29 protein-coding genes are annotated in these 24,851 nt (G+C 66.7%); 11 read left to right on the top strand and 18 right to left on the bottom strand.

Annotation, left to right across the window (positions count from 1 at the left end; translation table 11 throughout):
• Window positions 1-54 precede the first annotated feature (54 nt).
• Genes map through secY form a run of 3 tightly spaced genes read right to left on the bottom strand, consistent with a single transcriptional unit; the run spans window position 55 to window position 2,725 of the window.
• Window positions 55-855, bottom strand: coding sequence for a type I methionyl aminopeptidase (gene map, locus G6N27_RS21225; protein ID WP_163779832.1), 801 nt, complete (start codon window positions 853-855; stop codon window positions 55-57).
• Between the two features lie 2 nt (window positions 856-857).
• Entirely contained in the window at window positions 858-1,403 is a 546-nt protein-coding gene (locus G6N27_RS21220) for an adenylate kinase (RefSeq protein WP_163779829.1), read from the bottom strand.
• Window positions 1,400-2,725: a preprotein translocase subunit SecY gene (gene secY, locus G6N27_RS21215; RefSeq protein ID WP_163779827.1), complete on the bottom strand. Its 1,326-nt coding sequence runs from the start codon at window positions 2,723-2,725 to the stop codon at window positions 1,400-1,402. Before secY ends, G6N27_RS21220 begins: the two co-directional genes overlap by 4 nt.
• Before the next feature lie 270 nt (window positions 2,726-2,995).
• Between secY and G6N27_RS21210 the strand changes: the two genes are divergently transcribed.
• Together G6N27_RS21210 and G6N27_RS21205 are read left to right on the top strand one after the other, a co-directional pair.
• Complete coding sequence (locus G6N27_RS21210) at window positions 2,996-3,907, top strand: class I SAM-dependent methyltransferase (protein ID WP_163779826.1); 912 nt, start codon at window positions 2,996-2,998, stop codon at window positions 3,905-3,907.
• A 10-nt stretch (window positions 3,908-3,917) separates the two neighbouring features.
• Entirely contained in the window at window positions 3,918-4,838 is a 921-nt protein-coding gene (locus G6N27_RS21205; protein ID WP_163779824.1) for a class I SAM-dependent methyltransferase, read from the top strand.
• Here the strand turns inward: G6N27_RS21205 and G6N27_RS21200 are convergent.
• Window positions 4,830-6,152 carry a xylulokinase gene (locus G6N27_RS21200; protein WP_163779822.1) on the bottom strand — a complete coding sequence of 441 codons (1,323 nt, stop codon included), beginning with the start codon at window positions 6,150-6,152 and terminating at the stop codon, window positions 4,830-4,832. The two genes, G6N27_RS21205 and G6N27_RS21200, sit on opposite strands and share 9 nt — an antisense overlap.
• Before the next feature lie 21 nt (window positions 6,153-6,173).
• On the opposite strand from G6N27_RS21200, the gene G6N27_RS21195 reads away from it, so the two are divergent.
• Genes G6N27_RS21195 through G6N27_RS21185 form a run of 3 tightly spaced genes read left to right on the top strand, consistent with a single transcriptional unit; the run spans window position 6,174 to window position 8,733 of the window.
• On the top strand, window positions 6,174-7,154 hold the full coding sequence (locus tag G6N27_RS21195) for an NAD(P)-dependent oxidoreductase (protein WP_163779820.1): 981 nt from the start codon (window positions 6,174-6,176) through the stop codon (window positions 7,152-7,154).
• Between the two features lie 53 nt (window positions 7,155-7,207).
• Window positions 7,208-7,813 carry an L-fuculose-phosphate aldolase gene (locus G6N27_RS21190; RefSeq protein WP_163782119.1) on the top strand — a complete coding sequence of 202 codons (606 nt, stop codon included), beginning with the start codon at window positions 7,208-7,210 and terminating at the stop codon, window positions 7,811-7,813.
• Window positions 7,814-7,815: 2 nt separating this feature from the next.
• Window positions 7,816-8,733 (top strand): MBL fold metallo-hydrolase, encoded by a 918-nt coding sequence (locus tag G6N27_RS21185; protein WP_163779818.1) that lies wholly within the window; start codon window positions 7,816-7,818, stop codon window positions 8,731-8,733.
• Window positions 8,734-8,747: 14 nt separating this feature from the next.
• Here the strand turns inward: G6N27_RS21185 and G6N27_RS21180 are convergent, their stop codons facing one another.
• Window positions 8,748-9,980 carry a zinc-dependent alcohol dehydrogenase gene (locus G6N27_RS21180; RefSeq protein WP_163779816.1) on the bottom strand — a complete coding sequence of 411 codons (1,233 nt, stop codon included), beginning with the start codon at window positions 9,978-9,980 and terminating at the stop codon, window positions 8,748-8,750.
• A 163-nt stretch (window positions 9,981-10,143) separates the two neighbouring features.
• Here G6N27_RS21180 and G6N27_RS21175 point away from each other — a divergent pair, with 163 nt between their 5' ends.
• The 3 genes from G6N27_RS21175 to G6N27_RS21165 are packed head-to-tail and all read left to right on the top strand — an operon-like array spanning window position 10,144 to window position 12,906.
• A complete protein-coding gene (locus tag G6N27_RS21175; protein ID WP_163779814.1) occupies window positions 10,144-11,082 on the top strand; it encodes a class I SAM-dependent methyltransferase in 939 nt (312 codons plus the stop codon).
• Window positions 11,083-11,092: 10 nt separating this feature from the next.
• The gene (locus G6N27_RS21170; protein WP_163779812.1) at window positions 11,093-11,995 is read left to right on the top strand and encodes a class I SAM-dependent methyltransferase; all 903 of its coding nucleotides are present in this window, start codon (window positions 11,093-11,095) and stop codon (window positions 11,993-11,995) included.
• Window positions 11,992-12,906, top strand: coding sequence for a class I SAM-dependent methyltransferase (locus G6N27_RS21165; protein WP_163779810.1), 915 nt, complete (start codon window positions 11,992-11,994; stop codon window positions 12,904-12,906). Before G6N27_RS21170 ends, G6N27_RS21165 begins: the two co-directional genes overlap by 4 nt.
• On the opposite strand, the gene sppA is transcribed toward G6N27_RS21165, so the two are convergent.
• The gene (gene sppA / locus G6N27_RS21160) at window positions 12,903-14,690 is read right to left on the bottom strand and encodes a signal peptide peptidase SppA (protein ID WP_163779808.1); all 1,788 of its coding nucleotides are present in this window, start codon (window positions 14,688-14,690) and stop codon (window positions 12,903-12,905) included. The two genes, G6N27_RS21165 and sppA, sit on opposite strands and share 4 nt — an antisense overlap.
• 54 nt (window positions 14,691-14,744) lie before the next feature.
• On the opposite strand from sppA, the gene G6N27_RS21155 reads away from it, so the two are divergent.
• The gene (locus tag G6N27_RS21155; protein WP_163779806.1) at window positions 14,745-15,671 is read left to right on the top strand and encodes an LLM class flavin-dependent oxidoreductase; all 927 of its coding nucleotides are present in this window, start codon (window positions 14,745-14,747) and stop codon (window positions 15,669-15,671) included.
• Between the two features lie 32 nt (window positions 15,672-15,703).
• Window positions 15,704-16,933 (top strand): serine hydrolase domain-containing protein, encoded by a 1,230-nt coding sequence (locus G6N27_RS21150; protein WP_163779804.1) that lies wholly within the window; start codon window positions 15,704-15,706, stop codon window positions 16,931-16,933.
• 7 nt (window positions 16,934-16,940) lie between these two features.
• Here the strand turns inward: G6N27_RS21150 and rplO are convergent, their stop codons facing one another.
• From rplO to G6N27_RS21095, 11 genes are all read right to left on the bottom strand, one after another.
• Window positions 16,941-17,381: a 50S ribosomal protein L15 gene (gene rplO / locus G6N27_RS21145; RefSeq protein WP_163779802.1), complete on the bottom strand. Its 441-nt coding sequence runs from the start codon at window positions 17,379-17,381 to the stop codon at window positions 16,941-16,943.
• Entirely contained in the window at window positions 17,378-17,599 is a 222-nt protein-coding gene (gene rpmD / locus G6N27_RS21140; RefSeq protein ID WP_163779800.1) for a 50S ribosomal protein L30, read from the bottom strand. Before rpmD ends, rplO begins: the two co-directional genes overlap by 4 nt.
• A gap of 2 nt (window positions 17,600-17,601) precedes the next feature.
• Window positions 17,602-18,309: a 30S ribosomal protein S5 gene (gene rpsE, locus G6N27_RS21135; protein ID WP_163779798.1), complete on the bottom strand. Its 708-nt coding sequence runs from the start codon at window positions 18,307-18,309 to the stop codon at window positions 17,602-17,604.
• Window positions 18,310-18,358: 49 nt separating this feature from the next.
• A complete protein-coding gene (rplR, locus tag G6N27_RS21130; protein ID WP_163782117.1) occupies window positions 18,359-18,727 on the bottom strand; it encodes a 50S ribosomal protein L18 in 369 nt (122 codons plus the stop codon).
• Between the two features lie 38 nt (window positions 18,728-18,765).
• Window positions 18,766-19,305 (bottom strand): 50S ribosomal protein L6, encoded by a 540-nt coding sequence (gene rplF / locus G6N27_RS21125; protein ID WP_163779797.1) that lies wholly within the window; start codon window positions 19,303-19,305, stop codon window positions 18,766-18,768.
• A 12-nt stretch (window positions 19,306-19,317) separates the two neighbouring features.
• Window positions 19,318-19,716 (bottom strand): 30S ribosomal protein S8, encoded by a 399-nt coding sequence (gene rpsH / locus G6N27_RS21120; protein WP_163779795.1) that lies wholly within the window; start codon window positions 19,714-19,716, stop codon window positions 19,318-19,320.
• A 198-nt stretch (window positions 19,717-19,914) separates the two neighbouring features.
• Complete coding sequence (locus tag G6N27_RS21115; protein WP_163779793.1) at window positions 19,915-20,100, bottom strand: type Z 30S ribosomal protein S14; 186 nt, start codon at window positions 20,098-20,100, stop codon at window positions 19,915-19,917.
• Window positions 20,101-20,104: 4 nt separating this feature from the next.
• Complete coding sequence (rplE, locus tag G6N27_RS21110) at window positions 20,105-20,668, bottom strand: 50S ribosomal protein L5 (protein WP_163779791.1); 564 nt, start codon at window positions 20,666-20,668, stop codon at window positions 20,105-20,107.
• Window positions 20,665-20,991, bottom strand: a complete 327-nt coding sequence (gene rplX, locus G6N27_RS21105) for a 50S ribosomal protein L24 (RefSeq protein WP_163779789.1) — start codon at window positions 20,989-20,991, stop codon at window positions 20,665-20,667. Before rplX ends, rplE begins: the two co-directional genes overlap by 4 nt.
• Window positions 20,992-21,360, bottom strand: coding sequence for a 50S ribosomal protein L14 (rplN, locus tag G6N27_RS21100; RefSeq protein WP_045373371.1), 369 nt, complete (start codon window positions 21,358-21,360; stop codon window positions 20,992-20,994).
• Window positions 21,361-21,604: 244 nt separating this feature from the next.
• Complete coding sequence (locus tag G6N27_RS21095) at window positions 21,605-22,519, bottom strand: DUF4436 domain-containing protein (RefSeq protein WP_163779788.1); 915 nt, start codon at window positions 22,517-22,519, stop codon at window positions 21,605-21,607.
• Window positions 22,520-22,847: 328 nt separating this feature from the next.
• On the opposite strand from G6N27_RS21095, the gene pstS reads away from it, so the two are divergent.
• Entirely contained in the window at window positions 22,848-23,945 is a 1,098-nt protein-coding gene (gene pstS, locus G6N27_RS21090) for a phosphate ABC transporter substrate-binding protein PstS (RefSeq protein WP_163779786.1), read from the top strand.
• Here the strand turns inward: pstS and G6N27_RS21085 are convergent.
• On the bottom strand, window positions 23,919-24,833 hold the full coding sequence (locus G6N27_RS21085; RefSeq protein WP_163779784.1) for a formylglycine-generating enzyme family protein: 915 nt from the start codon (window positions 24,831-24,833) through the stop codon (window positions 23,919-23,921). The genes pstS and G6N27_RS21085 overlap by 27 nt on opposite strands.
• Between the last annotated feature and the right edge of the window lie 18 nt (window positions 24,834-24,851).

Raw genomic sequence — 24,851 nt, 5'->3', positions numbered from 1 at the left:
CTCGGTGATGACACGACTCAGCTCGTCGTTCGGTTCACTCGCTGCTCGAGAAAGTCAGCCGAGGGTCAGGATGCGGGGCCCGTCCTCGGTGACTGCAACGGTGTGCTCCCAGTGTGCGGCACGCGAACCGTCGGCGGTAGTGACCGTCCATTCGTCGTCGAGCACCTTGGTCTTGCGCGTGCCCAAGGTCAGCATCGGTTCGATGGCCAGCACCGATCCCGCTGCCAGCAGCGGGCCACGACCGGGCGCCCCCTCGTTGGGCAGGAATGGGTCCATGTGCATCTGCCGGCCGATACCGTGCCCGCCGTACCCTTCGACGATGCCGAACGAGCGCCCGTAACGGGCCTCGGCCGCCTTGGTGGCGGTTTCGATCGCGTGCGACACGTCGGTCAGACGGTTGCCGGGCACCATCGCCGCGATCCCGCCCTCCATCGACTCCTTGGTCGCCTGCGAGAGCATCTCGTCGGCGGCGATGAGCTGCCCAACCCCGAACGTGATCGCCGAATCGCCGTGCCAGCCCTCCAGGATGGCGCCGCAGTCGACGGACACCAGGTCGCCGGCGGCGAGGATCTCGTCGGCCGACGGGATGCCGTGCACGACACGGTCGTTGACCGACGAGCAGATCGACGCCGGATAGCCGTGGTAGCCGAGGAACGACGGCGTGGCGTTGGCGTCGCGAATCACTGATTCGGCGATCTGGTCCAGGTCGCGGGTCGAGACTCCGGGAGCCGCGGCCTCGCGGACTGCCCGCAATGCGGCGGCGACGACGGCCCCGGCAGCGGCCATCGCGTCGAGCTCGGCCGCACTGCGTTGCGGCACCACCTTGCGACTGCGCAGGCCCGCCAGGGCGAACACCGTTACTTCCCCAGCGCCCGCAGCGCGCGAGCGAACACCTCGTCGACGTCGCCGACGGCATCGACGGTCTTCAACTCGTGGCTGTAGTACTCGATCAACGGCGCGGTTTCGTCGCGGTAGACGTTCATCCGGTTGAGGATCACCTCGTCGGTGTCGTCGGCACGCCCGCGAGCCTTGAGCCGCTCCAGCAAGACGTCCTCGGCGACCCGGAACTCCAGCACCGCATCCAGTTGGGTGCCGCGGCGTTCGAGCATGTCGTGCAGGGCTTTGGCCTGCTGCACCGAGCGTGGGTAGCCGTCCAGGATGAATCCGACGTTCGTGTCCGGGTGGCTCAGCCGGTCGTCGACGAGCTCGTTGGTCAGCTCGGAGGGCACCAGGTCACCGGCATCCAGGTAGCGCTTGGCTTCCAGACCCAGCTTGGTGCCGTTGCCGATGTTCTCCCGAAACAGGTCGCCAGTCGACAGGTGCGGGATTTCGAGCTTTTCGGCCAGCTTGACGGCCTGCGTGCCCTTACCTGCTCCAGGAGGCCCAAGCAACACAACTCTCACTTGAGGAACCCTTCGTAATTGCGCTGCATGAGCTGACTTTCGATCTGTTTGACCGTATCCAACGCGACACCGATGGCGATCAGCACCGCAGTACCACCGAACGGCAAATTCTGCACCGGCCCCGAGTTGCCGATCTGCAGGAACAGGTTGGGCAACACCGCGATGACACCTAGGTAGATCGAACCAGGCAACGTGATCCTGCTCAACACGTAGCGCAGATAGTCGGCGGTCGGCTTACCCGGCCGGATACCGGGAATGAAGCCGCCGAACTTTTTCATCTCGTCGGCGCGCTCATCGGGGTTGAACGTGATCGACACGTAGAAGTACGTGAAGAAGATGATCAGGCTGAAATAGACGCCGATGTAGACCGGGCTTCCGGGGTTCGACAGGTAGTTGCTGACGAACTTGTCCCACCAACTGTTACCCACGCCGCCGGTGCCGCTGCGGATCAACTGCGTGATCAGGTGCGGGATGTAGATCAGCGACGACGCGAAGATCACCGGTATGACGCCGGCCTGGTTGACCTTCAGCGGCAGATACGTCGAGGTGCCGCCATACATCCGCCGGCCCACCATCCGCTTGGCGTACTGCACCGGGATGCGGCGCTGGCCCTGCTCGACGAACACCACCCCGACCACGATGATCAGCGCTGCCACGCAGACCGTCGCCAGCACCACCCCACCACGGCTGTCCAGAATGCTTTTGCCCTCGCCCGGGATCCGGGCGGCAATACCCGTGAAGATCAGCAGCGACATGCCGTTGCCGATGCCACGTTCGGTGACCAGCTCGCCCATCCACATCACCAGCGCTGCGCCCGCGGTCATCACCAGCACGATGACGACCAGGCTGAAGATGCTCTGGTTGGCGATGATGTCCAGGTTGCAGCCCTGCAGCAGCCCGCCGTTGGCGGCCAGCGCCACGATGCTGGTTGCCTGCAGAATGGCCAGCGCAATCGCCAGGTAGCGGGTGTACTGCGTCATCTTGGCCTGGCCGGATTGGCCTTCTTTTCGCAGCTCTTCAAACCGTGGGATGACCACGGTGAGCAACTGCACGATGATGCTCGCGGTGATGTAGGGCATGACCCCGACCGCGAACACGGTCAGCTGCAGCAGCGCACCACCGGAGAACAGGTTGATCAGCGAGTAGATCTGCGCCGATTCACCGCCACTGATCTGCTGGATGCACTTCTGCACATTGGGATAGTTCACGCCCGGCGACGGCACCGTCGCACCCAGGCGGTAGAGGAGCACGATGCCAAGGCTGACCAGGATCTTCCGTCTCAGGTCGACTGTTCGCAGCGATGAGATGAAAGCCGAAAGCACTCTTTCCTCCTGCGCAGCCAGGCTCTGGTCGCGGCGTGTCGATGGCTGGCGTATCCAGCACGGAAGTGTTCTGCAGGGTCCTGTGTCACGCGTTGAGCACTAGCAGGTGAAACGTGTCCAGGCGCGCGTCAGACAGTCTACGAGAGTAACAGCGCACGAAGCGCTCACCTGCAAATGGGGTGGGCCGCACACAGCGTCGGGGCGTAGAGTTTCGGTAGCTCTTTACCTTGGCTAAGTATGAAGCCAACGGCAACGACGGGGAGGGTGACGATGCCGCGCAGCGATACCGACAGTTGGGACTTGGCCTCCAGTGTGGGCGCCACGGCGACCATGGTCGCGGCGGCCCGGGCACTGGCCACCGAAGACGACGACCCCATCATCAACGACCCGTTCGCCGGTCCACTGGTCCGAGCGGTGGGCATCGACTTCTTCACCCGGGTGGTCGACGGCGAGATCGACCCCGCGGCGGCGAGCGTGGACGGTGACAAGGAACTGCAGACGGAGACCGACTCGCTGGCGGTGCGCACCAGATTCTTCGACGAGTTCTTCGTCGACGCCGCCGAGGCCGGGATCGGCCAGGCCGTCATCCTGGCCGCCGGTCTGGACGCCAGGGCATACCGCCTACCCTGGCCCGCCGGCACCGTCGTCTACGAAGTCGACCAACCCCAGGTCGTCGCTTTCAAGACCGGGACAATGGCCCGGCTGGGCGCCGAGCCGACCGCTGAGCGCCGCACGGTCAGCGTCGACCTGCGAGACGATTGGCCGGCCGCCTTGCGCGACAGCGGCTTCGACGCCACTAAGCCGTCGGCGTGGAGCGCCGAAGGGCTGTTGATGTACCTGCCGCCCGAAGCGCAGGACCGGCTGTTCGACCACATCACCGCGCTCAGCGCGCCGGGCAGCCGGCTGGCCACCGAATATCACCCGGACAACGGTTCGACGATGGCCGAACGCGGTCAGGCGATGAGCGACCGCTGGGCCAATCTCGGCTGCGATGTCGACCTGTCCGGGTTGTTCTACGAGGGCGACCGCAACAACGTCGCGGACTATCTCGGCGATCGAGGCTGGCGGGTGCACGCCCGCAATCGACGCGAGCTGTTCGGCGAATACGGCCGGGCATTCCCTGGCGACGACGCCCTGGCCGCATTCCGCAACATCGTCTCCCTGATCGCCACCCGCACATAGGAGGTCGGACATGGCAGCGAAGGACACCGCACGACACGACGGCGACAGCTGGGATCTGGCATCCAGCGTGGGGGCCACCGCCACCGCCGTGGCCGCCCGTCGCGCTATGGCGTCGAAGGGCCCGGATCCGCTGATCGACGACCCGTATGCCGAGCCATTGGTCAGGGCGGTCGGGGTGGAGGCGTTCATCAAGATGATGGACGGCGAGATCGAGCTCACCGACGACGATCCAGCGTTCACGGCGCGACGGCTGGCCGAGGGCATGGCCGTGCGAACCCGGTTCTTCGACACATTCTTCACCGACGCAGCCGCAGCGGGTGTGCGCCAGGCCGTGATTCTGGCCGCCGGCCTCGACACCCGCGCCTACCGGTTGCCGTGGCCGTCCGGAACCGTGGTGTTCGAGGTTGACCAGCCGCAGGTGATCGAGTTCAAGACCCGCACGCTGGCCGATCTGGGCGCAAACCCGTCCGCCGATCGCAGGGCGGTGGCCGCCGACCTGCGAGACGACTGGCCGATGGCATTGCGAGACAAGGGCTTTGATACCGAGCGGCCGACAGCATGGATCGCCGAGGGGCTACTGGGGTATCTGCCGCCGGACGCCCAGGATCGGTTGTTCGACAGCATCACCGCGCTCAGTGCGACCGGAAGCCGGATCGGCACCGGTTACGTTCCCGACATCCACGATCGAATCGCCAACCGGGGCAACGAGATCAGCGAGCGCTGGCAACGCCTCGGGCTGAACCTGAACTGGTCCGAGCTGGTGTACGACGGTGAGCGCAACGACGCGGTGGAGTATCTGGCCGGTCACGGCTGGCGGACCACCGTGCGCACCACGCCAGAGCTGTACAGCGCCAACGGTTTCGAGTTTCCGGACGCTCCGTCGATGGTGGCGTTCGGCGACATCAGATACGTCTCGGCCGAGCTACCGTAGCGACGCCAGTTCCAGGAAGCGGCGATACCGCTCACCCACCGGCTCCACCCACGCCGCCCGCGGCTCGACCACCCGCTCGACAGTCGCCCACCTCGCGGCATCGGTGATCGCCGACTCCTTGCCGACCGCCATCCGGGCCAGAAACGCCGCGCCCAGCGCCGCACCTTCGGCCACCCCGGACACCTGTACCGGCCGGCCGGTGGCGTCGGCGATGGCCTGCATCCACGGCAGCACCCGGGTGCCGCCACCGGCCGCCACGATCCGCGTCACGCCCGCTCCGCTCAGCTCGATCAGTTGTCGGACAACGAAACCCGACGCCTCGAAAGCCGCCCGACGCAGCGCCGCCGCGTCGTGACCGAGTTCCAACCCGTCGAGCATCCCGCGACGGTCCGGGTCGTGGAATGGTGTGCGCTCACCGCGCAGGTAGGGCGACCACACCGGCACCCGCCGCGGATCGACAGCATCGGCGTTCCCCGGCGCCAGGACGCGATCGACCCAGCCGAGGAACAGCCCGCCGGCGTTGCTAGCCCCGCCGATCTGACTCATGCCGGTCGCCGTGGGAATGGTCCACAGGCCCGGAACCTGTTGCGCCTCGGGCACGGTCACCCACACGATCAGGGTGGTGCCGCACAGCACCAGCACGTCTCCGGCATTGTCGGCGCCGGACACCAGCTGCTCGCACAGCGCGTCGATGGCCCCCACCGCCACAACGGCATCGCCCACCTGCCCGGCCGCGGTACCCGGAGCCTCCACGCGGGGCAACTGTCCGGCCGTCGCGCCGTACTGTCCGCACACCTCGGCGTTCCAGCCGGTGGCATCGAACAGTGGTGCCGCGGTGAAGGCGGTCGGGAAATCGACCACCGCCTGCCCGGCCAGCGCATAGTTGGCCACCGCCGGGGCCGGCCAGTACCCGGCCGCATCGGGTGCGTGCGCCGCCGTCCAGCGCAGAAACTCGGCGGCCTCGCCCACCGGAAACGGTCCGTCGGCGGGAGTTCCGGGAACGCGGCCACGACCGTCGCCGTACAGCAGGCCCGGGCTGATCGGACGGCCGTCGGCGTCGACGGCGGTCAGCGACGGCACCATCGCCGACACCGCGACCGCGAGCGCGTCCGGGCGGGCCAGCTGGTTCAGCGCCGCCAGCGGGCCCCGCCGCCACGCCTCGTCCGCGTCGTGCTCGAGGCGATCCGGCGCCGGCACTCGCAGCTGGTGCGGAATCCGGGTCCGAGCGACCACCCGGCCGTCGGCATCGGCGGCGACCGCTTTGACGGCGGTGGTGCCGATGTCGATGCCGATTGTGACCTCTTCGCCTGACACGGGCGTCACCGTACGCCAGCATTGGCAGTCGTGACGCGTGCTTTGGTGACGGCCCCGCTGCGTGGTGAGGGATTCGAAAAGTTGCGGCGACTGGCCGATGTCGTCTACGACCCATGGATCGATCAGCGGCCGCTGCGCATCTACAGCGCCGAGCAGCTGGCCGAGCGGATCTCTGCCGAACGCGCCGATATCGTTGTGGTGGAAAGTGATTCAGTCAAAGGCCCGGTGTTCGAGCTTGGCTTGCGGGCCATCGCCGCCACCCGCGGCGACCCCAACAACGTCGACGTCGCCGGCGCGACGGCGGCCGGGATTCCGGTGCTGAACACCCCGGGCCGCAACGCCGACGCAGTCGCCGAGATGACGCTGGCGCTGCTGTTCGCCGCCACCCGCCAGGTCCTCGGCGCCGACGCCGACGTGCGGGCCGGAGAAGTGTTCCGCGACGGCAGCATTCCGTATCAGCGCTTCCGCGCATGGGAGGTGGCCGGCCGGACCGCCGGGCTGATCGGCCTGGGCGCGGTCGGCCGGGCGGTGCAATGGCGGATGGCGGGGCTGGGCATGCGGGTGATCGCCTACGACCCGTTCAACGACGACGCCCGGCACAGCCTGGACGAGTTGTTGGCCGAGGCCGACATCGTCTCGCTGCACGCACCGGTGTCCGCGGACACCGAAGGCCTGATCGGTGCCGAGCAGTTCGCGGCGATGCGTGACGGCGTCGTCTACCTCAACAGCGCCCGGGCTCAACTGCACGACACCGATGCGCTGGTCGACGCGCTGCGCAGTGGCAAGGTGGCCGCCGCCGGGCTCGACCACTTCGCCGGGGAGTGGCTGCCCACCGATCACCCGTTGATCGCGATGCCCAATGTCGTGCTGACGCCGCATATCGGCGGCGCGACGTGGAACACTGAAGCGCGGCAGGCGCAGATGGTGGCCGACGACATCGAGGCGCTGCTGTCCGGCAAGCCACCTGCCCACATCGTCAACCCGGAGGTGCTAGGACCGTGACTGTCAGATCTGTCCCCGACACCGCAGCCGCGGTGCTGGCAGCGGCCAAGGACATGCTGCGCCGCGGGCTGGTCGAGGGCACCGCCGGAAACATCTCGGCGCGCCGTGTTGACGGCAACCTGGTCATCACCCCGTCGTCGGTCGACTACGCCGACATGACGCTGGACGATCTGGTGGTGGTCGACCCGGACGGCGTGGTGCTGCAGGCCGCTGATGGCCGTTCGCCGTCGACGGAGATGCAATTGCACCTGGCCTGCTTCCAGGCGTTCGACGACATCGGCAGCGTCATCCACAGTCACCCGGTGTGGGCCACCATGTTCGCGATCGCCCATCAGCCGATCCCGGCCTGTATCGACGAGTTCGCGATCTACTGCGGCGGCGACATCCGCTGCAGTGAGTACGCGGCGTCGGGCACCCCCGAAGTCGGCAGCAACGCGGTGAAAGCCCTGGAAGGCCGGGCCGCGGCGCTGATCGCCAACCACGGCCTGGTGGCAGTCGGGCCGCGGCCGGACAAGGTCCTGCATGTCACCGCGCTTGTCGAGCGGACTGCTCAAATCGTCTGGGGAGCAAGGGCTCTCGGTGGCCCGGTGCCGATACCCGAGGATGTCAACGCGAACTTCGGCGGCGTGTACAGCTATTTGCGCGCGAATCCGATGTAGCGATGAGCGGTGTTCAGCTTGGTCGCGCCTGTGTGACGCGGGTGCTGGAACTGAAATTCGACCTGAATACCAGCTTCTTCTCCCAGACGCCACAGTCGGGTTGGCTGGACAACAGCGACCTGCTGGTGCCGGATTTCTTCGACCCCGCCGCCGACCAGTGGCATATCGCGATCCAAAGCTGGGTCATCGAGGTCGACGGGCTGATCGTGGTCGTCGACACCGGCGTCGGCAACGACCGCCCGCGCCCGCACATGCCGCCGCTGGATCACCTGAACACCGGTTTCCTGGCTGCGTGCGAGGCGGCGGGCATCGACCGCAACGAGGTCGACGTCGTGGTCAACACTCACATCCACTCCGACCATGTCGGCTGGAACACTATGCGAGACAACGACTCCTGGGTGCCGACCTTTCCCAATGCCCGATACGTGGCGCCTGCCGCCGACTACGCCTACTTTGCACCCGACGGGCCCGCGGCAACGCAAACGCCACGAACCGACGAGGAGGCGGCCACCCAGCGCGGCAACCTGCTGGTGTTCGCCGACAGCGTCGCACCCATCGAGGAGGCGGGACAGCTCGTCCGGTGGTCGGATGACTTTCAGATAAGTCCGTCGCTGCGGCTGCGCCCCGCCCCCGGGCACACACCGGGCTCCTCGGTGCTGTGGCTGGATGCGGGTCAGCCGGCGGTGTTCGTCGGCGATCTCACCCACAGCCCGGTGCAGCTGCGCCGCCCCGCCGACCCGTGCGCCTTTGACGTGAATGCAGGTGCGGCGACGGCGACCCGGCGACGGATATTCACCGAGGCCGTCGAGGCACATGCCGCCGTCATACCCGCGCACTATCCGGGTCATGGCGGCGCGACGATCCGGGCCGTGGCAGGACAATTCGACGTCGACCACTGGCTGGATTTCGAGCCGCTCTGACAGGGTCCTGCCTCTCAGCGCTGATCGATGGCCACCTTGACGGCTCCGCTGTCGCCCTGGTTGGCGATGGCCAGAAAGGCATCGCGCCATTGGTTGAGCCGGAAAACGTGAGTCAGCATGGGACGCAGATCAATTCGGCTGTCGACAACCAGATCGAGGTAATGCGCGATCGCGTGCCGGCGGTGCCCGTCGACCTCCTCGATGCCGAACGCGTTGCTGCCGACCCAATTGATCTCCTTGAAGTACAACGGGCTCCACTCCCACCGGCCGGGCGCGTGCACGCCGGCCTTCACCAGCGTCCCGCGCGCGGTCAGGACTCGGACGCCCACTTCGAACGTCTCCGGTTTGCCGATCGTGTCGTAGACGACATCGACCGCACCCGGGTGGGCCATCGGCAAGCCGTGCAGCGGCTGCCACAGCCGGCCGCCGCCCCAGCGCACCAGTTCTTCGATGACAGCCAGCCGTGGCTCGTGCGCCAGCACGAGCTCCGCGCCGAACCGGCGGGCCAACTCGGCCTGCGCGTCGAATCGGGCCACCGCCGCCACCGCCACATCCGGATAGAGCGCCCGCAGAATCGCCACCGCGCACAGGCCCAGCGAGCCGGCGCCGTACACCAGGACGCGGCCCGACCGCGGCGGCGGGTGACGGGTAACGGCGTGCAGCGACACCGAGAACGGATCGGCGAACACGGCCAGTTCGTCGGGCACCGAATCGGGCACCGCGAACAGCATGCTGTCGTGCGCCGGCATCAACTCGGCGTAGCCACCGGTGACATCGGCGGACACCCCGGTGTGGATCCCGGGTTTGATGTCGCCGTCACAGAAGCTCCAGCACAGGCTGTAGTCGCCGCTCTGGCAGGCCGGACAGGGCGGCTCGACCCCGCGTGGCCGGCAGGACAGCCACGGATTGAGCACCACGCGCTGGCCCACCTCCAGCCCACGGGCCTTCGGCCCCAGCTCGACCACGTCGGCAACCACTTCGTGGCCCATGACTTGCGGAAACGAACAAAACGCCGCCATCGCGTTGTCGGCGTCGCCCGCACCGAAGTCCAGCAAGATCTGCTTGGAGTCCGAGCCGCAGATCCCGGTCAGCCGCGGCCGGGTTATCACCCAATCGTCATGCAGCAGTACAGGATCCGGCACCTGCTGCAACGCAACCGGGCTGGACCCAAAATTCTTGGTCAGCACGTTGGCGTCGTCGGGGATGTCGAACGGCTCCGGCGGCACGCCGAAAACCAGCGCCCACATCAGGGCGCCTCGACCTCGAGGTAAACCATGGCCTCAGCGTTACGCGGATACCCGGTCTTCGACGTGGATTTCGGCAAGATGACTACACAAGCCCCATTTCTGTAGCGTGGTAGCCTCGTTATATTGGCTAAGTAACCACTCCGCGTCCTGCAGGGAGGCAGCGATGGCACGTACCGACGACGACAACTGGGACCTGGCTTCGAGCGTCGGCGCCACCGCCACGATGGTCGCGTCCGCCCGCGCAATGGCAAGCAAGGCCGAGACCCCGTTGATCAACGACCCGTACGCCGAGCCACTGGTTCGGGCGGTGGGTCTGGAGCTGTTCACCAAACTGGCCACCGGCGAGCTGACTCCCGCGGACCTCGAAGACGACGGCGACGGCTCCCCCGCGGGCGTGCAGCGGATGACCCACAACATGGCGGTCCGCACCAAATTCTTCGACGAGTTCTTCGTCGATGCCACCAACGCGGGCATCCGCCAGGCGGTCATCCTGGCGTCCGGGCTGGACGCCCGCGCCTATCGGCTGCCCTGGGCCAACGGCACCACGGTGTACGAGATCGACCAGCCGCAAGTCATCGAATTCAAAACACGCACGCTGGCCGAGTTGGGCGCCCAGCCCACCGCCCACCGTCGCACGGTCGCCGTCGACCTGCGCGACGACTGGCCGGCCGCGCTGCAGGCGGCGGGATTCGATCCCAGTCAGCCCACCGCGTGGAGCGCCGAAGGCCTGCTGGGCTACCTGCCGCCCGACGCGCAGGATCGCTTGCTGGACACCATCACTGAGCTGAGCGCGCCGGGCAGTCGCATCGCTACCGAAAGCGGGCCCACTCGCGAGCCAGCCCACGAGGAGCGGGTCAAAGAACGCATGCGGACCGTCTCGCAGCGCTGGCGCAAACACGGGCTCGACCTCGACATGACCGAGCTGGTCTACTTCGGCGACCGCAACGAAGCCGCCGTCTACCTGTCCGAGCGCGGATGGCAGATGAGTGGCAGCACAATCCGAGAACTGTTCGCGGCCAACGGACTTCCGCCGATCGTCGAGGACGACCTGCCGTTCGCCGACCGCCTCTATGTCAGCGGCACGCTGACCTACAAGAACTAGGAGCCATTCGATGCCACGTACCCATGACGACAGCTGGGATCTGGCCTCCAGTGTGGGGGCCACCGCGACCATGGTGGCGGCCTCGCGCGCGCTGGCCTCGAAGGGGCCCGACCCGCTGCTCGACGACCCGTTCGCCGATCCACTGGTCCGCGCGGTGGGCCTTCCCCCGTTCATCCGCCTGATCGACGGCGAGATCAACCTGGACGACGACTCGGCGATGACCGCCCGCACACGGGCCGAGCAGATGACCGTGCGCACAAGGTTTTTCGACGACTTCTTCATCGCCGCCACCAACTCCGGAATCCGGCAGGCGGTGATCCTGGCGTCCGGCCTGGACACCAGGGCCTACCGGCTGCCCTGGCCGGCCGGAACGGTGGTCTACGAGATCGACCAACCGCAGGTGATCGACTTCAAGACCAACACTCTGGCCGGCCTCGGCGCCGACCCGACAGCCGAGCGCCGCACAGTCAGTATCGACCTGCGCGATGATTGGCCAACTGCTTTGCGAGACCGTGGTTTCGATGTCAACAAACCGGCGGCGTGGAGCGCCGAAGGGCTGCTGCCCTACCTGCCGTCCGAGGCGCAGGATCGGCTGTTCGACAACATCACCGCGCTCAGCGCACCGGGCAGTCGGCTGGCCACCGAGCACATCTCCCACCCGGATGCCTTCTCCCGGGAAAGCGTGCAGCGCATCGGCGAGCGTTGGCGCAAAGCGGGTTTCGACCTCAACCCGGCCGACCTGTTCTACCACGGCGAGCGCAGCAACGTGATCGACTATCTGAACGGTCACGGGTGGCAGGTGACCGCCCATCCCGCGCCGGAACTGTACGAGCGCAACGGATTCACCTTCCCGGAGGACGAGTCGATGTCAATGTTCCGGGAGATGAGTTACGTCGACGCGACGCTGAAATGACCCGCACCGACGACGACAGCTGGGATCTCGCCTCCAGTGTGGGCGCCACCGCGACGATGGTCGCCGCCGGTCGGGCGATGGCGACCAAGGCCGAGAACCCGCTGATCAACGACCCGTATGCCGACCCCCTGGTGCGGGCCGTCGGGCTGGACTTCTTCGTCAAGATGATCGACGACGAACTGGACCTCTCACTGTTCCCGGACACGTCGCCGGACCGAACCCAGGCGATCATCAACGGAATGGCCGTTCGCACCAAGTATTTCGACGATTACCTGCTCGATGCCGTCGGCGCAGGCGTGCGGCAGGTGGTGATCCTGGCGTCGGGGCTGGATTCCCGCGCGTACCGACTGCCCTGGACCGACGGCACCACGGTCTATGAGATAGACCAGCCTCAGGTGATCGAGTTCAAGACAAGGACTCTCGCCGATCTCGGCGCGCAGCCCACCGCGACGCGTCGCACGGTCTCCATCGATCTGCGCGCCGACTGGCCGGCCGCACTGCAGGCAGCCGGGCTGGATACCGGCAAGCCGACGGCGTGGCTGGCCGAGGGCCTGCTGATCTACCTGCCGTCTGACGCCCAGGACCGGTTGTTCGACAACATCACGGCGCTGAGCGTGCCCGGCAGCGCCATCGCCACCGAATACGTTCCGGGGATGAAGGATCTGGACCTCGAACAGGCTCGCGAACGGACGGCCCTATTTCGCCAGCACGGTCTGGACCTCGACATGACGTCGCTGGTGTACGCCGGCGAGCGCAGCCACGTCATCGACTATCTGCGTGGCAAGGGATGGGGTGCCACCGGGACCCCGCGTGCGGATCTGTTCGCCGCCAACGGACTTCCGTTGCCCGGTCCGGAGAACGACGACCCGCTGGGCGAAATCATCTATGTCAGTGGGACGCTCGGACGCTAGAAGCGGGACTCCCCCACCCACAGCACGCTGGCGCCGGTCAGCGTCCGCTCGGCCTGTTCGATGATGCCGATCACCGACTGAATCATCAACGCGCCCAATGCATCAGGTAGTGACGCGGCCGCCGGCTGCGAGGATGCCCGCGGGCGGAGAAACTCCCACAGCGACGAACCCGGGTAGCCGGCGATGCGCACCTTGTCGTCTTCGTCCAAACCGGCCAGCACTTTGGCCCTGCGCACCGCGGTGCGCAACCCGCCGAGCTCGTCGACGAGGCCGTGCTCGAGGGCATCCGCACCGGTCCATACCCGGCCCCGGGCCACCTCTTCGACCGCCTCCAAGCTGAGGTGACGCCCGTCGGCGACGCGCTGCACGAAGTCGGTGTAGCACAGGTCCGCCTCGGCCTCCACCTGAGCGTGCTGCTCGGGCGTGAACGGCGCATTGATCGACCACGCATCGGCATTGGCGTTGGTACGCACCGCATCCGACCCGACACCCAGCCGGTCTTTCAAGTCGCGGGCGACCAGCTTGCCCGTGATCACGCCGATCGAGCCGGTGATCGTGCCGGGGTTGGCCACGATCGCGTCGGCGCCCATCGAGATGTAGTAGCCACCGGAAGCGGCGACCGCACCCATCGACGCCACCACCGGCTTGCCGTGCCGGCGAGCCTTCTTGACCTCGCGCCAAATGGTTTCCGACGCGGAAACCGAGCCGCCCGGCGAGTCGACCCGCAGCACGATGGCCGACACCGAGTCGTCGGCAGCGGCCTCGCGCAGTGCCGCCGCGATGGTGTCGGCACCGGCGTTGGACGAGCCGAATGGCACCCGCGATCCTCCGCGGCCGCTGACGATCGGGCCGGCGACGGTGACTACGGCGATGGTGCCCTTCGGTCCGCGCCCGGGCAGCGACGGCCGCGGACTGCCCGGCCCGGTCGCCCGCGCGTAGCGAGTCAGGAACAACCGCGGCGGCGCATCGTCATCGTCGGCATCGCCGGTCTCTGGCGAAATGCCTTTGGCGCCAACAAGTTCTGCTATCCGCGCATAGGCTTCGTCGCGGTATCCGATGCGGTCGAGCAGACCGGACTTGACGGCGGTGTCGCGCAGCAGCGGCGCCTGGTCGGCCAGCCCGTCGAGCGCGTCCAGGCCGACCTTGCGCGACTCGGCGATCGCCTGCCACACCTGGGCGCGCAGGCTTTCCAGCAGCCGGGTGTCGGCTTCCCGATGCGAATCGGTGTAGCGGTCCTGCGTGAAAAGGTTTGCCGCCGACTTGTATTCACCACGCGCGATGAACTGCGCCTCGATACCGGCCTTGTCCAGCGCGTCCCGAAGGAACAGGGCGCTGGTGGCAAAGCCGATCAGTCCGACGCTGCCCGACGGCTGCATCCACACCTCGCCGAACGCCGACGCCAAGTAGTACGACAACGTTCCCGGATACGTCTCGGCCCACGCCAGCGAGGGCTTGACGGCCGTGAACGCCGCAATGGCTTCGCGCAGCTCCTGGACCGGGCCGGCCGGGGCGGCGGACAGCTCCACCCGGGCGATCAGGCCGGCGACCCGGGGATCCTCGGCCGCCCGGTGCAGCGCCGCCACGGCGTCGCGCAGCACCAGCGGCCGGCCGCCGCCGCTGATGATCGCCAGCGGATCGAACCCGCTCGCTTCCGGCGGCGCGGCCCGCAGGTCGAACTCGAGCACGCAGCCGGCGGGAACGCCGTGGTGGCGGGCGGTGTCCACCCGGCGAGCCAGCGCTCGCACGTCGTCGATACCGGGCGGATCAGGCAGGAAAGCAAACATGTGTCGAGCCTACCGACGGGCGCGTCAGCACCGCCCGGACCGTAGGTTGATCGGGTGAAGTTCTCCATCTCGATCCACCAGTTCGACTCGGCCGGTTTCGACGGGGACGGCCTGCGTGACTACCTGAAACGGGCCGAGGAACTCGGCTTCGAGGGCGGCTGGGTGCTCGAACAGACCATCGGTGCGGCACCGCTGATAGCACCACTGGAACTGCTGGCCTGGGCGGCGTCCTGCACCGAGCGGTTACGGCTCGGCGTGGCCGTACTGGTCTCGTCGTTGCATGATCCCCTGCAGTTGGCCTCGGCGATCACCGCGGTTGACCGGCTCAGCCACGGTCGACTCGATGTCGGTGTGGCGCCCGGTGGCGGCCGCCGACAGTTCGCCGCCTTCGGCGTCGACGGCGACACCTTCATCAGCAGTTTCACCGAGGGCCTCCAGTTGATGAAGGCGGCCTGGTCCGACCAGCCACGGGTGACCTTCGACGGCCGGTTCCGCAAAGTCGAGGACCTACCGATCCAGCCCAAGCCCGTGCAGCGGCCGCATCCGCCGATCTGGTTCGGCGGTCAGGCCCCCAAGGCGCTGGCCCGCGCGGTGCGGCACGGCGACGCGTTCCTCGGAGCGGGCTCGTCGACCACCGCGAAGTTCGCCGAAGCGGTTTCCGTCGTGCGCCGCGAAATTGCCGAGCAGGGCCAGGATCCCGGGACCTTCCCGATCGGCAAGCGGGTCTACCTGATGGTCGACGACGACGCGAGCAAGGCTCGCGAACGAGTGCTCGACGGGCTGCACCGGATTTACGGCGCGATGCCGGGCGTCGACCAGGTACCGGTGTCGGGCACGATCGACGACGTGGTCGCCGGTCTGCACGAGGTCATCGACGCCGGCGCCGAGACGATCCTGCTGAACCCGGTCGGCCGCGACGTCGCCGAGGATCGCGAGCAAATGGAACGCCTTGCCGCGGAGGTGATTCCGCAACTCCGCTGACCGCGACCGTTGCACGGGAGTATAACGACTCAATGGTCAGCAAAGTCATCGCGCCGCCGGACCGGATCCAGGGTGACGCCGACGAGGGCTACGGGAAGATCGCCGACGCGTTCCGGGCCAACTTCGCCGCACGCCGCGAAGTCGGCGCCGCGGTCGCCGTTTACCGCAACGGCGTCAAAGTCGTCGACCTGTGGGGCGGCTACCGCAACGGTCACACCAAGCAACCGTGGCAGCAGGACACCATCGTCAACATGTTCTCGACGACGAAAGGCATTGCCTCCCTGGCTGTCACGGTCGCAGCATCCCGCGGGCTGATCTCCTACGACGCGAAAGTCGCCGACTACTGGCCGGAGTTCGCGCAAGCGGGCAAAGCGGATGTGACCGTGCGGCAGTTGCTGTCCCATCAAGCCGGCCTGTCGGCACTCGACGCGCCGCTGCTGCTGGCCGACCTGAACGACGCCGAGAAGCGGTCGGCGGTGCTGGCGGCACAGGCCCCGGCCTGGCCACCGGGCAGCCGGCACGGCTATCACGCCCTGACCCTGGGCTGGTATGAGTCCGAACTGATCCGGCACGCCGACCCGGCGCATCGGACGCTTGGGCAGTTCTTCGCCGACGAAGTCGCCGCACCGCTCGGACTGGACCTGCACATCGGCCTGCCCGCATCGGTGGACCGTGACCGCGTCGCGCATCTGCACGGCTGGCACCGCGCCGCGGCGCTACTGCACCTCAACGCGATGCCGCCACGGCTCGCGCTGGCGCTGCTGAATCCGCGTAGCCTGACCGGCCGTAGTGTGAACCTGCCCAACGACATCGATGCGATGCGGGATTTCAACCGTGAAGAGGTCCGCACCGTCGAGATTCCGGCGGCCAACGGGATCGGCGCGGCGCGCGCGGTCGCCAAGGCGTACAGCTGCGCGGCGACCGGTGGACGCGAACTCGGCTTGACGTCCGAGACCCTCGATGCGCTCACCCGACCGTCGCGCACACCGAGCGGCGGCATTCGCGACAAGGTGTTGCACGTCGATTCGGTGTTCTCGCTGGGCTATTGCAAACCGTTGGCGCACTTCAACTTCGGCTCGTCGGATAAAGCGTTCGGCACACCGGGACTGGGCGGATCATTCGGGTTCGCCGACCCCGACACCGGGGTCGGCTTCGCATACGTGATGAACCGGTTGGGTTTTCACCTATGGAGCGACCCGCGGGAACTGGCCTTGCGGCAGGCGTTGTTCCGCGACGTGCTCGGCGTGCGGCCGCAGCGGTAGCGGGCTGCTACAGCTCGGTCGCTGAGCCGCCCGCCGCGGTGATCTTCTCCCGCGCGCTGCCGCTGAACTTGTGCGCGGTGACGTCGACCTTGACGCCCAGCTTCCCGTCACCGAGAACCTTGACGAGGGTGTTCTTGCGCACCGCGCCCTTGGCGACCAGCTCGTCAACCCCGATCGAACCACCTTGCGGGAACAGACGATTGATGTCGCCGACGTTGACGACTTCGTACTCGGTGCGGAACCGGTTGCGGAAACCCTTCAGCTTGGGCAGCCGCATGTGGATCGGCATCTGCCCACCCTCGAAGGTCACCGGCACGTTCTTACGCGCCTTGGTGCCCTTGGTTCCGCGGCCCGCGGTTTTACCCTTGGAGCCCTCACCACGACCGACCCGGGTGCGCTTGGTCTTCGACCCCGGCGCTGGGCGTAGGTCGTGCAGTTTGATCGTCATTTGGTGCTACCTCCGTCAGCCGGCTCGACCTCGATGAGGTGCCGGACCGTCGCGATCAGCCCGCGGGTCTGCGGGGTGTCGTCGCGGACGACCGAGTGGCGAATGCGCCGAAGCCCCAGTGTGCGAAGGCTTTCCCGCTGCTTCCAGCGAGCGCCGATGACACCGCGAACCTGGGTGATCTTCAGCTGCGTCGGTTGTGTCGCTTTTTCTGCGGCCATGGTTATGCCGTTCCTTCACGGGTGGCGCTGGCACTGGCGGCCAACGCCTCACTTTCGCGGCGTGCGCGCAGCATGCCTGCCGGCGCCACATCCTCGATCGACAGTCCGCGCCGGGCGGCGACCTCTTCGGGACGCTGCAACAGCTTGAGCGCGGCGACCGTGGCGTGCACCACGTTGATTGCGTTGTCGCTGCCCAGCGACTTGGCCAGCACGTCGCGCACGCCGGCACATTCCAGCACCGCGCGAACGGCGCCGCCGGCGATCACACCGGTACCGGCGCTGGCCGGCCGCAGCAGCACCACACCGGCGGCCGCCTCACCCTGCACGGGATGGACGATCGTCCCGCCGATCAGCGGCACCCGGAAGAAGCTTTTACGGGCCTCCTCGACGCCCTTGGCGATCGCAGCCGGGACTTCCTTCGCCTTGCCGTAGCCGACACCGACCATGCCATTGCCGTCGCCGACGATGACCAACGCGGTGAAGCTGAATCGCCGACCACCCTTGACCACCTTGGAGACGCGGTTGATGGTGACGACCCGCTCTAGGTAATTGCTCTTGTCGCCGTCGCGGTCGCGGCCGCCACGGCCACCGTCGCGTCGGCCCCGACCCTCGCGCGAGTCACGGCCGTCGCGCGAATCACGGCCATCGCCGCGAGAGTCGCGACCTTGCGCGGTTGTCGGGCCGGCCGTTCCAGCCGGTTGCTCCGCCATTATGCGGTCCTTCCGCTCAAGTTTGATTCCCCAAGATTGTTGCTCGTCATCAGAATTTCAATCCGCCCTCGCGAGCAGCGTCGGCCAATGCCGCGATCCGCCCGCCGTAGGTGTAGCCACCGCGGTCGAAGACCACGGTGTCGACTCCGGCTGCCTTGGCCCGCTCAGCGATCAGCTGGCCGACCCGCACACTGTGGGCTTTCTTGTCGCCGTCCACGCCGCGCACATCCGCCTCGATCGACGAGGCGGCGGCCAAGGTGGTGCCGGTCAGGTCGTTGACCAGCTGCACGTGGATGTGCCGCGACGAGCGGTGCACGACCAAGCGCGGACGCTCCGTGGTGCCCGAGATCTTCTTACGCAGCCGTGCGTGCCGCCGCAGCCGACCCTTTCGCCGGACGGCGGAAACGCTGTGCGCCAGCGGCTTTTGCGCGGTACCAGCTTGTGATTGCGCCATGACTACTTACCTGTCTTTCCGACCTTGCGGCGGATCTGCTCACCTTCGTAGCGCACACCCTTGCCCTTGTACGGGTCCGATTTGCGCAGCCGACGGATGTTCGCCGCGACCTGGCCGACCTTTTGCTTGTCGATACCGGTGATCGAGAACTTCGTCGGCGTCTCGACCGCGAAGGTGACGCCGTCCGGCGCCGTGATCACCACGGGGTGGCTGTAACCCAGCGCGAACTCGAGGTTGGAACCCTTGAGCTGCACGCGGTAGCCGACGCCGAAGATCTCCATCTTGATGGTGTATCCCTGCGTCACCCCGGTCACCAGGTTGGACACCAGGGTGCGCGACAGCCCGTGCAGCGAGCGATTGCGCCGCTCGTCGTCCGGACGGCTGACCACGATGGCGCCATCGTCGTTGCGCACCACGGTGATCGGCTCGGCGACCTTCAGATCCAGGACGCCCTTGGGCCCCTTGACCGAAACGTTCTGTCCATCGATGGACACCTCGACCCCGGACGGGATCGGGATCGGCTGCTTACCAATACGCGACATGTCAGTTCCCTCTCACCACACGTACGCGAGGACTTCGCCGCCCACGCCCTGCCTGGCCGCCTGACGGTCGGTGAGCAGACCCGAGGAGGTCGAGATGATCGCGACGCCCAGGCCACCGAGTACCCGCGGCAGGTTGGTGGACTTGGCGTACACCCGCAGCCCCGGCTTGGACACCCGGCGCAGGCCGGCGATGCTGCGCTCGCGGCTCGGCCCGTACTTGAGCTGAACCTTGAGCGCCTTGCCGACGCGCGCATCCTCGGTGTGGTAGTCGATGATGTACCCCTCCCGCTTGAGGATCTCGGCGATGTTGGCCTTGAGCTTCGAATGCGGCAGCGTCACCTCATCGTGGTACGCCGAATTGGCGTTGCGCAGACGTGTCAAGAAGTCTGCGATCGGGTCCGTCATCGTCATCGAGCGCTGCTCCTCTGCATCGCTTCGCTCTGCGTCGTCGTCATCGCGGTCATCGAGCGCTGCTCCTCTGCATCGCTTCGCTCTGCGTCGTCGTCATCGCGGTCATGGACGGTGTCGCCTTCCTCGCAGTGGTTCCCGGTTAGGGCCTACTGCGCACCTGTTCTCTGAGTTGGTCAAATTTGTCGTCGTCGGCCGGGGTTACCAGCTGCTCTTCTGCACGCCGGGCAGCTCGCCCGCATGCGCCATTTCACGCAGGCAGATCCTGCACAGCCCGAACTTGCGGTAAACCGCGTGCGGGCGGCCGCACTTGTTGCAGCGGGTGTAGGCGCGCACCGCGAACTTGGGCTTACGCGCACACTTGTTTTTCAGTGCCTTCTTTGCCATCTGGTCAGTTCTCCTTGAACGGAAAGCCGAGGCCGCGCAACAACGCCCGTCCTTCGTCGTCGTTTGTCGCCGAGGTGACGACGGTGATGTCCATGCCACGAGGCCGGTCGATCTTGTCCACGTCGATCTCGTGGAACACCGATTGCTCGTTCAGCCCGAAGGTATAGTTGCCGGAGCCGTCGAACTGCTTGGGCGACAGCCCACGGAAGTCGCGGATACGCGGCAGCGCGATCGAGGTGAGCCGGTCGAGGAACTCCCACATCCGGTCATTGCGCAGGGTCACCCGCGCGCCGATCGGCATGCCCTCGCGAAGCTTGAACTGTGCAATTGACTTGCGCGCCTTGCGAATCTCCGGCCGTTGCCCGGTGATCAGGGCCAGGTCGTTGACCGCACCGTTGATCAGCTTGGCGTCGCGAGCGGCGTCGCCGACGCCCATGTTCACCACGACCTTCACCACGGTCGGGATCTGCATGACGTTGGCGTACTTGAATTCCTGATTGAGCGCGTCACGAATCTCGTTGCGGTAGCGCGCCTTCAGCCGAGGCTGAACCTTCTCGGTTGTCGTCATGATGCCTTGATGTCCTTGCCATTGCGCTTGGAGATGCGGACCCGCTTGCCGGACTCCTCGTCGAGGCGGTAACCGACGCGAGTGGGGTTGCCGTCTGCGTCGACCACCATCACGTTGGAGACGTGAATGGGGGCTTCCTGCGTGACGATTCCACCCGACTGCGCGCCGCGCTCGTTGCGGGAGATCGCGGTGTGCTTCTTGATCCGGTTGACACCCTCGACGAGCACCTTGTTGCGCGTCGGGTAGGCCTGGATCACTTTGCCTTTGGCGCCTTTGTCCTTGCCCGAGATGACCAGGACGGTGTCACCCTTGTGCACCTTCATCTACAACACCTCCGGAGCAAGCGAGACGATCTTCATGAAGCGCTTCTCCCGCAGTTCGCGGCCGACCGGCCCGAAGATGCGGGTTCCACGCGGGTCGTTGTCAGGCTTGATGATCACGGCAGCGTTCTCGTCGAACTTGATGTAGCTGCCGTCCGGGCGACGGCGCTCCTTGACGGTGCGCACCACCACGGCCTTGACCACGTCGCCGCGCTTGACGTTGCCGCCGGGGATGGCGTCCTTGACCGTCGCCACGATGACGTCGCCGATGCCGGCGTAGCGCCGCGACGAGCCGCCGAGCACGCGGATGCACAAGATCTCCTTGGCGCCCGTGTTGTCGGCCACCTTCAGCCGCGATTCCTGCTGAATCACTCGATCTCCTGACCTGGTTCACGTATGCACGCCCACGCGTGGACACACCGGGAGACGCTGGAATGCATAGTCCACCCGACCCGTCTTGCATGGTCTTTGTCGCTGAAAGGCACGCGGGGCTGACAGGTCTTGCTCGTAAATGCCAGCCGAGGTCTGCCCACGGCAACCCCTAGAGTCTAGGCGAAGACCTGCTCAGAGCCAAATGCCTGGTCAACCGGCTGAGCGCAGAGGCCAACCGCGCTGTTTAGTCCCCTTGCCGCACCCAGGAAAAGATGTACAGCGCCATCGCGGTCGCCAGTGCGAGCAGGACCCACTGCACCAGGGCCTGGTCGATCAGCGAGCCGGGCGGCGGGGCGCCCGGCAGGATATTTCGCAGCGGAACGATCGCGAACAGGTTCGCCGCGTACCAGGTGGCGAAGGGTGGCACGAATTTTCTTCTGCCCAGCGCCATTGGAATGGCCACCAGCAGAGCCAAGGTCGGCAGGCTGATCAGGACCAGAATGATGCCGAGGTCGAAGATCAGCGGCCCCTTGGCCCGGTGCAGGGTAACGACGACGTTGCTGGTGTTGTGGTTGCCGGTCTCGCTGTTGTCGGTGTTGCGTTTGACGGTGGCATCCCAGCCGTCCATCGATCCGGTCACCTGGACGCGCGCCGGTATCCGCTTACGCTCGGCGCCCGACCCGATGAACACGTCGGCCGACAGCGGCTCGGACTTATAGGAGTCGAAGGGCCAGCTGCCGGGATTGCCGTGCGCCTTGATCGTCGTGCTGACCTGTGCGGGCGCCTTACCCTTCGGATATGTCAGGTCGCCGAGGTCATTCGGCGGGTACAACCGCACCGCCAGTTCGGTGTTCAGCTCGTCGAAACGCTTGTCGTACAACGACTCACCCGGATAGACCAACACGTTCACAGTGAGGCGGTTCGTCGTGGCTTTCAGCTCTTCCAGGCTGATCTGGACGACGGTTTCGTCAGGCGCGGCCTCGCTCAGGTCCAGCGGTGGAAGTGGACCCTCCGATTTCTGGAGCAGGTGAACTCCGAGCAGTGACAAGGCGTAGGCCACGACGAACGCCACCAAGACGATGACGACGATCGGGATCCGCCGCGATCGCGTTTCTTTCGGCGGTGCCGGCGGAGTTGCCGGCGGGGCCTCGGTTGTCATTGCTCGGCACCGAATCGGGAAGCCTGCCGGGAGTGGACGGGGACCGGATGCACAATGTCGTCCTGTCGGCGGAACACGGGGTCAGGTTAGCGAATCCACCTACCGATCGCGCGGCGAAAGAATCAGGCTGATCGCACCGACGGAGATTCGTCACCAGCTGGCCATCCGGCGGTAACGCGCAGTTCAGGATGGCTATTCATATCTTTCAAATCTGCGCTGGGACGGGACAGTTCGGCTATCGAGCCGCTAGTCTATTCTCGGTCGCGAGGCCGAAATCGTTAGCAGTGAAGCGCAACATCGTGTCGAAGTCCGGGGTGAGGCAATCAACATGAAGCACAGTCGTCTGGCCGCTGCGATGAGTTTGCTGGCAGCGGGTGCCGTAGTGCTATCGGGATGCGAGGTCCCACACACCAGCACGGCCTACGCCAGCGTGGTGGTGGACTGCGCCGGCAAGCCGGCAATATCGGCCAGCGGCTCGACCGCACAAGCCAACGCGATGAAGCGTTTCGTCAGCGCCTATGGCAAGTCCTGCCCCGGGCACACGCTCAACTACACCGCGAACGGCTCGGGTGCCGGAATCACTGACTTCCTGGCCGGCAAGAGCGATTTCGCCGGTTCGGACACCCCACTCGGCGACGACCAGCGGGACGCCGCAACGAAGCGATGCGGCGGCGCGCCCGCGTGGAACCTGCCGGTGGTGTTCGGCCCACTGGCCGTCACCTACAACCTGCCCGTCGACTTCCTGGTGCTCGACGCGCAGACGATCGCGGGCATCTTCAACGGCAGCATCACCCGCTGGGACGACCCGGCGATCAGCGCGCTGAACGCCTCCATGCCGTCAGAGGACATCCACGTCGTCTACCGCAGCGATAAATCCGGCAGCACCGCCAACTTCCAGGCCTACCTGGCGGCGGCCGCCGCTGGAACCTGGACCCAGGGCACCGGCAAGGAATTCAAGGGCGGCGTCGGCACCCCCGCCAAAGGTAACGACGGCACCTCGGCGATGGTGAAGAACACCGAGGGCGCGATCACTTACAACGAGTTGTCCTTCGCGATGGACGAGGGGCTCTACGCCGCCGAGATCAAAACCCCGGCAAGCCGCAAGTCGCGACGTCCGGTGCGCATCGGCACCGACTCCGTCGGCAAGACGATCGCCGGCGCCAAGTTCGTCGGCAAAGGCAACGACCTGGTGCTCGACCTCTCGTCGTTCTACAACCCCACCAACGACGACGTGTATCCGATCGTCCTGGCGACCTACGAGATCGTCTGCTCCAAGTACCCTGACCCAGCGGTTGGGGCGGCAGTCAAGGCGGCCCTACAGGCGACGCTCGGACCCGGCCAGATCGATCTGGACAAGCACGGTTACATCCCGTTGCCGCCGGACTTGCAGGCAAGGGTCTCAAGCGCGGTCGACGCCATCAGCTGATCCGGCCGGCAGGTCGCTCACGCACCGGAACCCGATGTGTGTTGTGGCGGTGTCCTGCGACTGCGGCGACCGCGCCGCAGGCCGATAGCGGTGGCAGTATTCGGGAGCGCACAGGTGCGAACCACCTTTGAGCGTCTGCATGATCGTAGGGTCGGCCGGTCCCGTTGGCGCACAGCAGATTTTGGGCGGCTGGTCCAACAGGTGATGGGACGAGAATTCGGTGGTGGTCCATTCCCAGACGTTGCCGATCATGTCGAAGAGCCCGAATCCGTTGGGCGGGAAGGCGCCCACCGGTGAGGTGCCGACCCAACTGAGCGCGCCGTCATTGCGGTACGGGAAGCTGCCCTGCCAGGTGTTGGCCATCAGCCTCCCGCCGGGCTTCTCGTCGTCGCCCCAGGCATATGTGGTCGCGGCACCGGCGCGGGCTGCATACTCCCATTCGGCTTCGGTCGGCAGCCGCCGACCGACCCAGCGCGCGTACGCCGCGGCATCCGGATAAGCCACCTGGACGACCGGATGATGCGCCCGATCGGCCACGTCGCTGCCCGGCCCGAAAGGATGCCGCCAGCTGGCACCCGGCACCCACACCCACCACTGCCGCCAGTCGCGCAGATCGACCGGACCCGCTGTCGGACGGAAAACCATTGCGCCCGGCTGTAACTCGCCCGCGTCGGCGCCCGGATACAACGCGGGGTCGATGGGCTGTTCGGCGACGGTCACGTACCCCGTCGCGTCGACGAACTCGGCGAACTGCGCGTTGGTCACCGGATGCCGTTCGACCGCGAAAGCGCCGACGCCCACCGTGTGGATCGGTGCTTCTTCGGGGTAGAAGCTCGTGCATCCCATCCGGAAGGATCCGGACGGCAGTTCGACCAGCTCGGTGGGCATCACTTCAGGGTATGAGCC

The organism is Mycobacterium cookii, from assembly GCF_010727945.1.
Classification (GTDB): domain Bacteria; phylum Actinomycetota; class Actinomycetes; order Mycobacteriales; family Mycobacteriaceae; genus Mycobacterium; species Mycobacterium cookii.
This window is presented reverse-complemented; position numbering and strand designations above follow the sequence as displayed.